12 protein-coding genes and 1 pseudogene are annotated in these 13,480 nt (G+C 61.2%); 9 read left to right on the top strand and 4 right to left on the bottom strand.

Annotated elements, in window-relative coordinates:
- Positions 1 to 15 precede the first annotated feature (15 nt).
- The 6 genes and pseudogenes from GV002_RS01330 to GV002_RS01310 all read left to right on the top strand — a co-directional run bounded on the left by GV002_RS01330 (position 16) and on the right by GV002_RS01310 (position 7,406).
- Positions 16 to 2,001: a polysaccharide biosynthesis protein gene (locus GV002_RS01330; protein WP_160016955.1), complete on the top strand. Its 1,986-nt coding sequence runs from the start codon at positions 16 to 18 to the stop codon at positions 1,999 to 2,001.
- 90 nt (positions 2,002 to 2,091) lie between these two features.
- On the top strand, positions 2,092 to 2,415 hold the full coding sequence (locus tag GV002_RS01325) for a ComEA family DNA-binding protein (RefSeq protein WP_160016712.1): 324 nt from the start codon (positions 2,092 to 2,094) through the stop codon (positions 2,413 to 2,415).
- 366 nt (positions 2,416 to 2,781) lie between these two features.
- Positions 2,782 to 4,743, top strand: coding sequence for an acetate--CoA ligase (gene acs, locus GV002_RS01320; protein ID WP_160016711.1), 1,962 nt, complete (start codon positions 2,782 to 2,784; stop codon positions 4,741 to 4,743).
- Positions 4,744 to 4,943: 200 nt separating this feature from the next.
- Positions 4,944 to 5,720, top strand: a pseudogene (locus GV002_RS24500) (CHASE3 domain-containing protein); the annotation flags it as partial.
- Positions 5,712 to 6,575, top strand: coding sequence for a methyl-accepting chemotaxis protein (locus GV002_RS24495; protein WP_372241811.1), 864 nt, complete (start codon positions 5,712 to 5,714; stop codon positions 6,573 to 6,575). The pseudogene GV002_RS24500 and the gene GV002_RS24495, both read left to right, overlap by 9 nt.
- Before the next feature lie 51 nt (positions 6,576 to 6,626).
- The gene (locus tag GV002_RS01310; protein WP_160016709.1) at positions 6,627 to 7,406 is read left to right on the top strand and encodes an EAL domain-containing protein; all 780 of its coding nucleotides are present in this window, start codon (positions 6,627 to 6,629) and stop codon (positions 7,404 to 7,406) included.
- Positions 7,407 to 7,493: 87 nt separating this feature from the next.
- Here the strand turns inward: GV002_RS01310 and GV002_RS01305 are convergent, their stop codons facing one another.
- Both GV002_RS01305 and GV002_RS01300 read right to left on the bottom strand, forming a co-directional pair.
- On the bottom strand, positions 7,494 to 7,754 hold the full coding sequence (locus GV002_RS01305) for a hypothetical protein (RefSeq protein ID WP_160016708.1): 261 nt from the start codon (positions 7,752 to 7,754) through the stop codon (positions 7,494 to 7,496).
- Positions 7,741 to 8,541, bottom strand: coding sequence for a VacJ family lipoprotein (locus tag GV002_RS01300; protein ID WP_256667012.1), 801 nt, complete (start codon positions 8,539 to 8,541; stop codon positions 7,741 to 7,743). Before GV002_RS01300 ends, GV002_RS01305 begins: the two co-directional genes overlap by 14 nt.
- 167 nt (positions 8,542 to 8,708) lie before the next feature.
- On the opposite strand from GV002_RS01300, the gene GV002_RS01295 reads away from it, so the two are divergent.
- Positions 8,709 to 9,422, top strand: coding sequence for a response regulator (locus GV002_RS01295; protein WP_160016707.1), 714 nt, complete (start codon positions 8,709 to 8,711; stop codon positions 9,420 to 9,422).
- On the top strand, positions 9,419 to 10,774 hold the full coding sequence (locus GV002_RS01290; protein WP_160016706.1) for an ATP-binding protein: 1,356 nt from the start codon (positions 9,419 to 9,421) through the stop codon (positions 10,772 to 10,774). The genes GV002_RS01295 and GV002_RS01290 overlap by 4 nt, the downstream gene beginning before the upstream one ends.
- 33 nt (positions 10,775 to 10,807) lie before the next feature.
- On the opposite strand, the gene GV002_RS01285 is transcribed toward GV002_RS01290, so the two are convergent.
- Positions 10,808 to 11,485, bottom strand: coding sequence for a DUF4197 domain-containing protein (locus GV002_RS01285; RefSeq protein ID WP_116618157.1), 678 nt, complete (start codon positions 11,483 to 11,485; stop codon positions 10,808 to 10,810).
- A gap of 116 nt (positions 11,486 to 11,601) precedes the next feature.
- Between GV002_RS01285 and GV002_RS01280 the strand changes: the two genes are divergently transcribed.
- Positions 11,602 to 12,003, top strand: coding sequence for a hypothetical protein (locus tag GV002_RS01280; RefSeq protein WP_160016705.1), 402 nt, complete (start codon positions 11,602 to 11,604; stop codon positions 12,001 to 12,003).
- Between the two features lie 73 nt (positions 12,004 to 12,076).
- On the opposite strand, the gene GV002_RS01275 is transcribed toward GV002_RS01280, so the two are convergent.
- Positions 12,077 to 13,477, bottom strand: a complete 1,401-nt coding sequence (locus GV002_RS01275; protein ID WP_218580330.1) for an efflux transporter outer membrane subunit — start codon at positions 13,475 to 13,477, stop codon at positions 12,077 to 12,079.
- Positions 13,478 to 13,480: the final 3 nt, after the last annotated feature.

Here is a 13,480-nt window from a genome sequence, read left to right as displayed (position 1 = left end):
AGCTTAGGATTTTTTATGGATGGTTTGCGTCAGCTTCTAGTCGGATTGCCCAGGCGCCAGAAGCGCTTGTTACAGTTGTTGGCCGACACCTTTTTGATTTGGTTGGCTCTTTGGCTTTCCTTCGCAGTGCGGTTGGGGGATTGGCAGGCAGCAAAACCTTTTGATGGGCACGGTTGGCTGTTTTTAATTGCACCTGCTATTGCCCTGCCGATATTCATTCGGCTGGGTATGTATCGTGCGGTAATGCGCTACGTAGGCAATGACGCTCTTGTGACGATAGCCAAGGCGGTGACCCTGTCTGCGTTGGTGCTGTCTCTGGCGGTGTATTGGTATCGCGGGCCGACGGCTCTCGTTCCAAGGTCCATGGTTTTTAATTATTGGTGGCTGAGCCTGCTGCTGTTGGGCGGTTTGCGCCTGACCATGCGCCAGTTCTTTATCGGGGATTGGTTCGAGCCAATTGCTCGCCGCCGTGATATCGAGTCTGGCACTTCCAAGGTTGCCATATATGGAGCAGGGGCGGCGGGTAACCAGCTGGTAGCCGCGTTACGTTTGGGTAAAACGATGCGCCCGGCTGCATTCATTGATGATGATTCCGGTATTGCTACTCGCACGATTGCGGGCCTGCGCGTCTACTCGCCCAAGCATATTCAGCAAATGATCAATGAAACGGGGGTGACAGAGGTTTTGCTGGCAATGCCCTCGGTTTCTCGCGCGCGCAGGCGAGAAATACTCGAGGCGTTGGAGCCTTATGCGCTCCATGTACGCAGCATCCCTGGCTTCATGGATCTCGCGAGTGGGCGGGTAAAGGTCGAAGACCTTCAGGAAGTCGATATCGCCGACCTTCTGGGGCGCGATGCCGTACCGCCTCGGCAAGATCTGTTCGAGCGCTGCATCAAGAATCAGGTCGTGCTGGTAACCGGCGCTGGTGGCTCCATCGGTTCGGAGCTGTGTCGGCAGATCCTGGCGAGCGGTGCGCGTACCTTGCTGCTTTTCGAGCACAGCGAATTCAATCTCTACAGTATCCATGGCGAATTGCAGCAGCGAATCGAGCGGGAGTCGCTGCCGATCAAGCTGGTGCCGATTCTCGGGTCTATCCGTAATTTCGAGCGTTTGTTCGACATTCTGCAGACCTGGCGGGTCAATACCGTTTATCACGCCGCTGCGTACAAGCACGTGCCGATGGTCGAGCATAACGTTGCCGAGGGCGTGCTCAATAACTTGGTTGGTACGCTCAATGCCGCGCAGGCGTCGATCAGGGCGGGTGTCGCCAATTTCGTTTTGATTTCTACCGACAAGGCGGTGCGGCCTACCAATGTGATGGGCAGCACCAAGCGCTTGGCTGAGATGGTGCTGCAGGCGCTGAGTCGTGAATCTGCGCCCGTGTTGTTCGCTGATGATTCAGGCGTTCATCACGTCAACAAGACCCGTTTCACCATGGTGCGTTTCGGTAATGTGCTGGGTTCTTCCGGGTCGGTGATTCCGTTGTTCAGGGAGCAGATCAAGCAGGGCGGGCCGGTGACGGTGACACATCCGAACATCACCCGCTATTTCATGACGATCCCTGAGGCGGCGCAGCTCGTCATTCAGGCGGGCTCGCTGGGGCAGGGCGGGGATGTGTTCGTGCTGGATATGGGCGAGCCCGTGAAAATCGCCGATCTTGCCGAAAAGATGATTCGTCTGTCGGGCCTGACTGTACGTGATGAGCACAGCCCGCATGGCGATATCGGTATCGAGTTCACCGGGTTGCGTCCGGGTGAGAAGCTCTACGAGGAGTTGCTGATCGGCGAGGCTGTGAAGCCGACCGAGCATCCGATGATCATGCGTGCGGAAGAGGACATGCTGCCCTGGGACGAGCTCAAGGCTCGTTTGCAGGAGTTGTTGGTGGCAGTCAGTGAGGATGACTACGCTCGCGTGCGAATACTGCTGCGCGAAACGGTGCATGGTTATGTGCCGGAAGGTGAGATTGTGGACTGGATTCATCTCCGAAACCGGGAGCGCTGAGGCTTTGATTTGACAGCTGGGAGATAGCGTCTAGTTTAAAAAACGAGGCCATGGTTGCCTCGTTTTTTATAAACAAAGGAGTGTTTCCCCATGCTTAAAGTCAGTCTATCTTCCCTTCTGTTCGCTGTTCTCGCTTCCTTCTCTCTGGCTGCTGCCGCAGCTGAAACCCCAAAAACCGAACGCGCCAAACCGGCTGCCATGCAGGTGGCGCAGGTTGCTGTGGTCAATCTCAATACCGCTGATGCTGCAACACTGCAGAGTGAGTTGGTGGGGATTGGTGCGACCAAGGCGCAGGCGATTGTGGCTTATCGGGAGGAGCACGGTAATTTCGCCTCGGTCGATGAGTTGTTGGAGGTGAAAGGTATCGGCGAGGCGACTTTGGAGAAGAACCGTGACAGGTTGAGTGTTAACTGATACCTGGCGTTGTTGTTGTCTGGGCCGGTCTTTTGACCGGCCTTTTGTGTTTATAGGGCGAGGGTTTTGTTCGAGCGGATTGGTTGTATGCACCTGGAAAACACACCGCCCCGATTCTTCCAACCAGCGGCTTGCTGGCCAGCTTCTTCCTGAAAATCAAGGTCGCCTACCCCGAAGGGTACGATGAACCTTTTTATCCGCGCGCCTTGATATATCCATGATGCCGTCGAATCGGCTTCACATGTGCCGGGCAGGGCTTCAAGACCATGGTCTTAGAGCGGTAAGACCATGGTCGAATGGCCTCACGAAGGGTCGGGGGATACAAAATGCACCATACAAAAACAACTCCCCCGTCGAGGTGATTTCATGAGTGCTGCGTCTCTTTACCCTGTGCGTCCCGAAGTGGCCGCGCGGACCCTCACTGACGAGGCCACCTACAAGGCCATGTACCAACAGTCCGTGGTCAACCCCGAGGGTTTCTGGCGCGAGCAGGGCAAGCGGATCGACTGGATCAAGCCCTACAACAAGGTCAAGCAGACCTCTTTTGATGACCACCATGTTGACATCAAGTGGTACGCCGACGGCACCCTGAACCTCTCCTACAACTGCCTGGACCGTCATCTGGAAGAGCGCGGCGACCAACTCGCGATCATCTGGGAAGGTGACGACCCGTCCGAGCACCGGGAGATCACCTACCGCGAACTGCACGAACAAGTGTGCAAGTTCGCCAACGCCCTGCGTGGCCAGGACATTCACCGCGGCGACGTGGTGACCATCTACATGCCGATGATCCCGGAAGCCGTGGTGGCCATGCTGGCCTGTGCGCGCATCGGCGCGATCCACTCCGTGGTGTTCGGTGGCTTCTCGCCTGAGGCGTTGGCCGGCCGCATCATCGATTGCAAGTCCAAGGTGGTAATCACCGCCGACGAGGGCCTGCGTGGCGGCAAGTCCGTGCCGCTGAAAGCCAATGTCGATGATGCCTTGACCAACCCCGAAACCAGCAGCGTTCAGAAGCTCATCGTGGTCAAGCGCACGGGCGGCAGCATCAAATGGAACCAGCATCGCGACATCTGGTATGAAGACCTGATGAAGGTCGCAGGCAGCGTCTGCGCACCCAAGGAAATGGGCGCTGAAGAAGCGCTGTTCATCCTCTACACCTCCGGTTCGACCGGCAAGCCAAAGGGCGTGCTGCACACCACTGGTGGCTACCTGGTATACGCCTCGCTGACCCATGAGCGCGTGTTCGACTACCGGCCGGGCGAAGTCTTCTGGTGCACCGCCGATATCGGTTGGGTCACCGGCCACACCTACCTGGTCTACGGACCTCTGTCCAACGGCGCCACCACCGTGATGTTCGAAGGCGTGCCGAACTACCCGGACGTCACCCGTGTTGCCAAGATCGTCGACAAGCACAAGGTCAACATCCTTTACACCGCCCCGACTGCCATTCGCGCCATGATGGCCGAGGGCAAGGCCGCGGTCGAAGGCGCCGATGGGTCCAGCCTGCGCCTGCTCGGTTCGGTCGGTGAGCCGATCAACCCGGAAGCCTGGCAGTGGTACTACGAGAACGTCGGTCAGAGCCGTTGCCCGATCGTCGACACCTGGTGGCAGACTGAAACTGGCGCCTGCCTGATGACTCCGCTGCCGGGCGCTCATGGCCTCAAACCGGGCTCCGCTGCGCGGCCGTTCTTCGGCGTGCAGCCGGCCATCGTGGACAATCTGGGCAACATCATCGAAGGGCCGGCAGAAGGCAATCTGGTGATCATCGACTCCTGGCCGGGGCAGGCGCGTACCCTGTACGGCGACCATGACCGTTTCGTCGACACCTACTTCAACACCTTCAAGGGCATGTACTTCACCGGTGACGGTGCGCGCCGCGACGAAGACGGCTACTGGTGGATCACCGGCCGTGTCGACGACGTGCTCAACGTCTCCGGCCACCGCATGGGTACCGCCGAGATCGAGAGCGCCATGGTCGCCCACTCGAAAGTAGCCGAGGCCGCAGTGGTCGGTGTACCGCACGACATCAAAGGGCAGGGCATCTACGTCTACGTCACCCTCAATGCTGGCGAGGAAGCATCGGAGCAACTGCGTCAGGAACTGCGCAACTGGGTGCGCAAGGAGATCGGCCCGATCGCCACGCCGGACGTGATTCAGTGGGCCCCCGGCCTGCCGAAGACCCGCTCGGGCAAGATCATGCGCCGTATCCTGCGCAAGATCGCCACCGCCGAATACGATACTCTCGGCGACATCTCCACGCTGGCCGATCCTGGCGTGGTGCAGCACCTCATCGATACGCATCGCCAGATGCAAGCCGCCTGCGCCTGATCGGCAACGGCAAACGAAAACCCCGCCCGGCCAAAAGCCCGGCGGGGTTTTTCATTTCTATGTGGCAGGATTTGCTTAAACTTGTACGAGATATTTAATTTGTACAATTATTGTATAGATACGCATAATGGCGCAATGCCAGATGGTGCGATCGAATAGCGCACCTCTGTCCGTTCTTACCTGACGACTCAGAGGTCCACATGTTTGCCAATCTCAACATCTCCCAGAAGTTGTACGCGGGTTTCGGTGTCGTCCTGCTGATCATCCTCCTGCTGGTGCTGTCCACATGGCGCGGTTTCGATCAGGTCGAGCGTGCGGTGCGGCTTAACATCCACACCTATGACGTGATCAACGAGTCGTCTGGCCTGCTGGCCAGCCTGATCAATATCGAAACCGGTGCTCGAGGCTTCGTCATTACCGGGCGTGACCAGTTCCTTGGTCCTATGGAGTCCGGAGAGAGAGATTTCCAGTTGCATATGGCGCAACTGCGTCAGCTGACCAGAGACAACCCTGCTCAGCAGCGCCGTCTCGGCGAGTTGCAGGCGTTGCATGACCAATGGAGTCGCGAAGACATCAACGGCAATCTTGAATTGCGCCGCCAGGTGGGCGCGGGCACGCAGAGCTTCGATGCCCTGATCGAGCGGGTTTCGACAGGTGGCGCCAAGGTCAAGATGGATGCCATGCGTCGCATCCTGAGCGAGATCCAGACCGAGGAGAATGTGCTGCTGGAACAGCGCACGGCGTCGATGAATGCGGCCAAGTCCCTGTCGCTGATGATCCTGCTGATCGGTGGGCTGCTTGCCACGGTGCTCGCCATCAGCGTGGCCTTTCTGCTATCGCGTAGCATTGCCGGCCGTTTGAAGCAGGTGGTCGAGGTAGCCCGTAATGTTGCTCAGGGGCGTCTTGATTCGCGTATCGAACGGATTGGAGATGATGAGATCGGCGTGCTGCTGGAGGCCTTTGCCACCATGCAGGAGCGGCTACGCGAGATGATCGGGCAGATCCGGACCGGCGCGGTACAGTTGGTTGAAGCTGCGCAGAACATCTCCAGTGCGTCCACCCAGCTGTCGGTTTCCACCCAGGAGCAGTCACAGGCCGCTTCGAGCATGGCGGCGACGGTGGAGGAACTGACCGTGAGCATCAATCACGTCGCCGACAACGCCAAGGAAGCACACGGCCTATCCAGCGATTCGGGCAGGCAGTCGGCCGAGGGCGGCGCGGTGATCCAGGAAACCCTCGCCAGCATGCAGCGCATCGCTGACACGGTGCAGGGCGCAGCGACCCAGATCGTCGAGCTCGGCCAACATTCGGATCAGATTTCCTCGATCGTCAACGTGATCAAGGAAATCGCCGATCAGACCAACCTGCTGGCGCTCAATGCCGCCATCGAGGCGGCGCGGGCGGGCGAGCAGGGTCGCGGCTTTGCCGTGGTCGCCGATGAAGTGCGTTTGCTGGCGCAGCGTACCGCCAACTCGACCCAGGAGATCACCGAGATGATCAAGAAGATTCAACTGGGTACGCGCAGCGCGGTGAGCAACATGGAAATCGGTGTACAGCAGGTCAGCAGCGGGGTGGAGCAGGCCAGCCAGGCCGGTGATGCCATCGTCACCATTCGCCAGGCTTCCGCCAGCGTGGTCGGTGTGGTCGATCAGATTTCCCTGGCGCTGCGTGAGCAGACGGTCGCCAGTCAGGACGTAGCGCGCAATGTCGAGCGCATTGCACAGATGTCGATGGAGAACAGTGAGGCAGTGGCCGATACATCGCGCACCGCGCAAGGCTTGCAACAACTGGCTTTGACCTTGGAAAAACAGGTGGCTTCATTTCGCTTTTGACTAGGATGACAAGGGTGGGAGTCTCCAAGACTGCTTTATAAGGAAGCGCCGATGGATATAGTCAGCCAGAGCATCTTTCCTCAGCCATTCAGGGCTGTGGGTTGCGCCGAATGCCGAAACGCCGAGGCCCTGGGTTTCGATTTCAAAATGGCTTTTCAACTGATCGTCGATATCGAGGAGCAGCGGCCGTTCGCCTATGAAGCCCTGGTACGGGGCTGCAATGGTGAATCCGCCGGTGAAGTGCTCGGATGGGTCAACGATGGCAACCGCTACCGTTTCGATCAGGCCTGTCGGGTCAAGGCCATCGAGCAGGCCGCCAGGCTCGGGCTGCTCGACATTCCGGATTGTCTGCTCAGCATCAACTTCCTGCCCAATGCGGTGTATCGCGCCGAGACCTGCATTCGCGCCACGCTGGAGGCGGCGCAGCGCTTTGACTTCCCGCGTGAGCGGTTGATGTTCGAGGTGACCGAGGGCGAGCAGATCCATGATGCCGAGCACCTCAAACGGATTTTCGCCGAGTACGGCAAGCAGGGCTTCACCACAGCCATCGACGATTTTGGCGCGGGCTACTCCGGGCTCAATCTGCTGGCCGAATTCCAGCCGCACGTACTCAAGCTGGACATGGCCCTGACGCGAGGCATCGATCAGGACCCGGTGCGCCAGGCCATCGTCGCCGGTATCGTGCTGGTCGCGCAGCGCTTGGGCATTCGCATCATCGCCGAGGGCATCGAAAGTGTTGGTGAGCGTGATGCGCTGATCGAGCTTGGTATCCGCTACATGCAGGGTTTTTTCTTCGCGCGTCCGGAAGCGGACAGGCTCTGCGGCGTCTGATGAGTCGTGAGATGGGCATGGGCAGGTCTTGCGGTACCTGCCCGGCCGCTTGGCTTTCGTCCTGCGAGTTTATGGGACAGCAGTGTTTCACCCGTCGGGATTAGCCCGTGGCGGCACGCGCTGGCTGTGCAGAATCATCCAGCGCAGCAGATCAGTGAGCCTGACCTGGTGATGGCTGACCATTTCCCATTGCGTGCATTCGCTGACGTAGAGCTCGACGTAACGACTGAGCACCAGGTGGCAGCGGTCATCGCTCAGGCGCAATTCGATCTCCCGGCAATGCAGCGATAGCGAGTCGGGATTCCTGATCCGCTGATAGAGCAGCAGCGAGTCTTCAGTTCTGCTCATCAGCCATTTCCGCTTCGCAGTTAATCGAAGCGTCCAGTGCCGCACCGAGCTTGCCTTCTGCGACGAACTGCGCGCGGCGTTCGGCCACGGTATCGCGCAGTGCCGCATAGTAGTCAGGCTGCTGTTGCAGCGCGTCGGTCATGGGCAGAAGCTGCGCACGACCGTCGACCGTGCCGCCGACAGTGCTGATGGTGCCTAGCGTATCCAGGGTATCGCTGTTGCTGCCGAACGGGTCTATGGCAAAACCCAGTACACGTCCGGTGGCGTCGCGCAGGTTGGCCGTACCGAACAGCGGCAGTTCGATGATTGGGCCGTCGGCGATATTCCACACGCCGAAGGTCTGGCCGAAATCGGCTCGATGACGCTCCAGGCCAAATCGGCTCGACACGTCGACCAGCCCCACCACACCCACCGTACTGTTGGTAATGAACCGCGTGGCCGTGACCATCGAGCGCTTGGGGTTGCCCTGCAACAGATCGTTGATGAACACCATCGGCTCGCCGAAGTTGGCCGCGAAGTTGTGCACCCCGCTCCGGGCGAAGTCAGGCAGCTGTCGGTAGCCGCGGGCAACGGGGGCGAGCAGGTAGTCGTCGAGCGCTCGGTTGAACACGAATATGCCACGGTTGATCGATTCGGCTGGGTCGTTCACCACATGGTCCGGCGTGGCGATGCAGCCCGCCGAGTCGATGACAGGTGGCGGGTTACTGGCACAACCACTGGCCAGCAGCAGGGTCATGGCGAGCGTGAGAGGACGCACGGCAGGGGATGCGAATGCTGTGACGGACATGCGGAACACCTCGATAGGAAACTGCGCCGAGGTTGCCAAGACATTTTTGCCCGGGGATGTCCGCTCTGTTGCCAACAGGAAGCTTTGTTGCCGGATTGAAATATATGACGGCAGGCGTTCGATGGTTTTAGATAGGCGTTCGCAAATGCATCGAGGGTGTGCTGGCCGTGAGTCGCTTGTTGCTGGTGGACGACGACACCGAAGTTCTTGCTCTGCTGAAGAGGTTTCTCGAGCAGCACGGCTATAGCGTGGACGTTGCCACCGACGGACAGGCGCTGTGGCGCGCGCTCGAGCGGCAACTGCCGGATCTGGTGATCCTCGACGTGATGCTACCCGGCGACAGTGGCCTGGTGCTGTGTCAGCGCCTGCGCACCGAGCACTCGATGGCGATCATCATGCTGACGGCGATGAGCGAGCTGAGTGATCGGGTAGTGGGGCTGGAACTGGGCGCAGACGATTACCTGAGCAAGCCCTTCGATGCCCGCGAATTGCTGGCGCGGGTGCGTGCGGTGTTGCGTCGTACAGGCGAGGTACGCAGCGTGCTGCATGAGCGGCCACGGCCGATCCTGGAGTTCGCTGGCTGGCAGCTCGACGTGACCCGCCGCGAGCTGCGCTCACCAGACAAAGTCCTGATTCCCCTTTCGGCTGGCGAGTTCGAACTGCTGTTGGTACTCGCCGAGCATCCGCAGCGTGTGCTGAGTCGTCAGCAGCTGCTCGACATGGCGCGCGGTGAAGCCTATGACGCTTTCGATCGAAGCGTCGATGTGCAGGTCAGTCGGTTACGGCGCAAGCTCGATGCCGAGCCCACGCGCAGTTCGATGATTCGTACCATCCGTCATATCGGCTATCTCTTCACGCCCTGTGTAGTGGTGAAACGATGAGGTGGTTGTCGCGACTAAAGGGCGGTATCTGGCTGACGCGTGACACCGTCGCGCGCTGGATCGCCCTGACCACCCTGGCTTCGATGCTGACCGCCTTGCTGCTGAGTTCGCTGCTCAGTCTGCTGGCAGGCGTATGGGCGCGACCGCCATTGCTGGAGGCGGGATTGATGGAGCGCATGGCCGGCATTGCCCGGATTGCAGATGCGCTACCGCCCGAGCAGAGGCAGAAGGCGGCTGATGCAGCTGGCGATGAGTCCTTCAACGCTCGCTGGTTACGGCAGCACAGTGACGCTCAGGTCCCGGCGATCGATGATTCTGTTTTCCGTTACGGCGCTGACGTGTTGCAGCAGTTGTTGCAGCGGCCGCAGGCCAGGATCGAGGCCTATGAACCGAAGGACTGGCCGTCGCCGCGCGATGAAAGCCGTTATGTGCTGATGATCGAACTGGCCGATGGCAGCTGGATGGAGTTCTCCACGGCGTCTCGCATCTGGGGGCTGGAGAGGGTACCGCGCAGTCTGGTGTATCTGGTCTTGATGATGATCTCGACCATCATCGTGGCACTGGTTGCCACCCGCTACCTGGCTGCTCCGTTGGAGCGTTTCGCGCAGGGCGCGCAGCGTTTCGGGGTGGACTTCAGGGCGCCGCCGATAACGCCAGAGGGGCCTCAGGAAATCCGTCAGGTCATCGTCGCGTTCAATGCCATGCAGTCGCGGCTACGGCACTTTCTCGATGATCGTACGCAGATGCTGGCAGCCATCTCCCATGATCTGCGGGCGCCGCTGACACGCATGCGGCTGCGTGGCGAGTTCATCGAGGATGCGGAGCAGCAGGCGAAGCTGTTCAGCGATGTCGACGAAATGCAGGCGATGGTCAACTCGGCGCTGGATTTCTTTCGTGATGAGGCTCGCCTCGAAACGGCGACGGCTTTCGACCTGAGTGAGCTGCTGCGCACCATCGTCGACGACTTCAGGGATTCCGGCGTTGAGGTGGCGATACAGGTGCCCAGGCGCCAGGTCTATGTCGGTCGGCCGATCACGATCAAGCGCATGCTGGTCAACCTGCTGGAGAACGCCGTCAGATACGGACGTGAAGCACAGGTGATGCTGCAGGCCGATGATGAGGGTGTCGAAATCCGCGTGCTCGACCGTGGGCCGGGTATCCCCGTGGAGCAGCAGGAGGCGGTATTCGCGCCGTTCTACCGTCTGGAGGCCTCACGCAACAAACACACTGGCGGCGTCGGCCTGGGGTTATCGGCTGCGCGCGCCACGGTGCTGGAACATGGCGGTCGGCTGAGCCTCGGCAATAGAGCGGAGGGCGGGCTGGAGGTGCGGGTGATGCTGCCATTCGCCTAGCGTGGCGGCGGAGAGCATCTGCCGCCAGGGCACTCAGAGCGCGCCGAATACCTTCTTCGCCAGGCTGGTAGCGGCACCGGCCGGGTTCTGGCGAATGCTGGCCTCCTGCTTGGCAATCATCTCGAATAGGCCGTCGAGCGCCTGTTCAGTGACGTAGCTTTCCACCGTGCTGCTCTTGGCGTCGACCACGCCAAAGCTGGCGGCCTGGCCGGCGAAGGCGTTGTACTGCTGGGCCAGACCGACCTGGTCGGTGGCCTGCTTGACGATGGGCAGGAACTTGGCGCGGATCTGCTCGCGGCTGCTCTTGTTCAGGTACTGGGTGGCCGAGTCCTGCGGGCCGCTGAGAATCGACTTGGCGTCGGCCACGGTCATCTTCTTCACAGCGTCGACCAGCAGCGCCTGGGCCTGTGGTACGGCGGCCTCGGCGGCCTTGTTCATGCTCGCTTCGAGCTGATCGACCTGGGCGCCCATGCCCATCATCTTCATGGTCTTGGCGGCCTTGCCGAGCGTCCCGGGCAGCTCGATGCGCACGTCCGGGTTGTTGCTGAAACCGCCGGGCGTACCCAGTTGCTTGACGGCCACCTGGGCGCCCTGGATCAGGGCATCCTTGAGGCCGCCACTGGCGTCCTGCTGGCTCAGGTCGGAGAGGGACAGGGCGAAGACGTTGGCAGAAAGCAGCAGGCCAGCGGCGAACGTGGTGAGGCGCAGCATGGTGTTCATCCTTGCATCGGGGGGAATGCTGTGAGCTTAACGGAGTCTGCAGCGTAGGCAAGCCAAGCGATGGGAGTGGATGGGCAGCGCGCCTGGCTATGGCTATGATCAGGACCATGAATTCACCATTGCCCCTGCGTACTCCCTGCCCACCGGGTGCCTGCGATTGTCAGCGTGACGAGCTGCTGGACAGGCCTGGCGCCGACACGCGCATTTTGCTGCTGAACCGCAGCGAGGAGCAGCGCCTGCTCGAGCGTCTGGAAAACCTGCAGAGCCTGGATGATCTCGAGCGCATGCGGCAGCGTATGTTCGAGCAGTTGGGCATTCGCCTGCATATCGAGCCGGCCCATGGCGAGGTGCGCAGCATGCGTGGTATCCACATGCATTTCGATGCCCACCCGGGACTGTGTCGCAAGACCCGGCAGAGCATTCCGGCGGCGATCCGACGGGCGATGGAGAAAAGGCCGGAAATCGCCTGGCGTCTGCTCGATGCCAACGATTTGCTGGGAGCTGGCTAGGTCGAGTACGCATTGATCGAAAACGACAAGGCCACGCTGATGCGTGGCCTTGTCGTTTGTTGTGGTGAGTAGGCTAGCGTTGCCAGCCGCCACCCAGTGCCCGGAACAGATCGGCCAGCGCCAGTTGGCGCTCGGTGCTGATCTGGATCAGCGTGGTCTGGTCGTTGAAGCTGCTGCGCTGGGCATCCAGGTAGCGCAGGTGGTCATCCACACCACCTCTGTAGCGAGCTTCGGCCAGGGCTTCGGCCGCTCGGCTGGACTCGGCCAGGGCGCGCCGCGCGGCTTCTTCACGGCGCAGCGTGTCGGTGGCGGCGAGGGCGTCGGCGACTTCGCGGAAGGCGGTCTGGATGGTGCCTTCGTAGTCGGCCACAGCGGCGTCCTGGCGCACTTCGGCGAGATCCAGGTTGGCGCGGTTACGGCCGCCGGCAAAGATTGGCAGCGACAGCGTCGGGGCGAAGCTCCAGGCCCGCGAGCCGCCCTCGAACAGCCCGGACAACTCGGTACTGGAGCTGCCCACCGACCCGGTCAGGGTGATGCGCGGGAAGAACGCCGCACGGGCCGCGCCGATATCGGCATTGCGCGCCTTGAGGCGATGTTCGCTGGCAAGAATGTCGGGGCGCCGTTCGATCAGTTCCGAGCTGGTGCCGGGGGCGATGTCTTGCAGCACCATCAGCTCGTCGCGTGGGGTCGACGGCAACAGTTGCCCGGCGTCTGGCGTGCCGAGCAGCAGCGCCAGGGCGTTGTCCGCCTGGCGCAGCTGGCGCTCGGTGCTTTCCCGTTCGGCCTTGGCCTGCTCGGCGAGGCCGACCGCTTCCTGATAATCCAGGGCGGTGGCGGCGCCTACTTCGCGGCGTCTGCTGACCAGCTCCAGCGAGGCCAGGCGGCTTTCCAGGGTCTGCTCCACCAGCACTTGGCGGCGTAGCGCGCCATCGCGGGTCAGGTAGGCCTGGATCACCTCGGCAATCAGGCTGATCTGGGTGGCGCGGGTCGCTTCCTCGGTGGCCAGGTAGGTTTCCAGTGCAGACTCTGACAGATTGCGCACGCGGCCGAACAGGTCGACTTCGTACTCGGCCAGGCCTAGGCCGACCTGATAGACGCTGGTGACCTCCGAGCGGCCGGTTTGCGACTGATCTGCCGGCAAGCGCTGGCGGTTGCCGCTGACATTGGCATTGAGCGACGGTAGACGGTCGGCGCGCTGGATGCGGTACTGCGCGCGCGCCGCCTCGATGTCCAGCAGCGCCTGGCGCAGGCTGCGGTTGTTGTTCAGTGCGGTATCCACCGCGCGGCGCAGGTCGGCATCGACGATGAAGATCTGCCAGTCCAGCGCTTGCGCGCGGCTGCCATTGGCGTCGGCCACCTGCCAGTCAGCGGCGACCGGCGCCTCTGGCCGCTCGTAATGAGGCGCCAGGGAGCAGCCGCCAAGGGCGATGGCCAGGGTCAGCAGAGCGGGGCGCAGCATGAGGTGAGAGGTCATCGC

This window comes from Pseudomonas sp. 8O (assembly GCF_902506495.1).
GTDB classification, from domain to species: Bacteria; Pseudomonadota; Gammaproteobacteria; order Pseudomonadales; family Pseudomonadaceae; genus Aquipseudomonas; species Aquipseudomonas chaetocerotis.
The sequence above is the reverse complement of the archived record's forward strand: the minus strand, read 5'-3'. Positions and strand labels throughout refer to the sequence as shown.

Coding starts and splice junctions, on each gene's coding strand:
- GV002_RS24495 (WP_372241811.1), top strand. CDS start 5,712: ATGCAGGAGCGGCTACGCGAGATGATCGGGCAGATCCGGACCGGCGCG.
- GV002_RS01285 (WP_116618157.1), bottom strand. CDS start 11,485: ATGCTGCGCCTCACCACGTTCGCCGCTGGCCTGCTGCTTTCTGCCAAC.
- GV002_RS01275 (WP_218580330.1), bottom strand. CDS start 13,477: ATGACCTCTCACCTCATGCTGCGCCCCGCTCTGCTGACCCTGGCCATC.
- GV002_RS01300 (WP_256667012.1), bottom strand. CDS start 8,541: ATGTCCGTCACAGCATTCGCATCCCCTGCCGTGCGTCCTCTCACGCTC.
- GV002_RS01290 (WP_160016706.1), top strand. CDS start 9,419: ATGAGGTGGTTGTCGCGACTAAAGGGCGGTATCTGGCTGACGCGTGAC.
- GV002_RS01305 (WP_160016708.1), bottom strand. CDS start 7,754: ATGAGCAGAACTGAAGACTCGCTGCTGCTCTATCAGCGGATCAGGAAT.
- GV002_RS01325 (WP_160016712.1), top strand. CDS start 2,092: ATGCTTAAAGTCAGTCTATCTTCCCTTCTGTTCGCTGTTCTCGCTTCC.
- GV002_RS01330 (WP_160016955.1), top strand. CDS start 16: ATGGATGGTTTGCGTCAGCTTCTAGTCGGATTGCCCAGGCGCCAGAAG.
- acs (WP_160016711.1), top strand. CDS start 2,782: ATGAGTGCTGCGTCTCTTTACCCTGTGCGTCCCGAAGTGGCCGCGCGG.
- GV002_RS01310 (WP_160016709.1), top strand. CDS start 6,627: ATGGATATAGTCAGCCAGAGCATCTTTCCTCAGCCATTCAGGGCTGTG.
- GV002_RS01280 (WP_160016705.1), top strand. CDS start 11,602: ATGAATTCACCATTGCCCCTGCGTACTCCCTGCCCACCGGGTGCCTGC.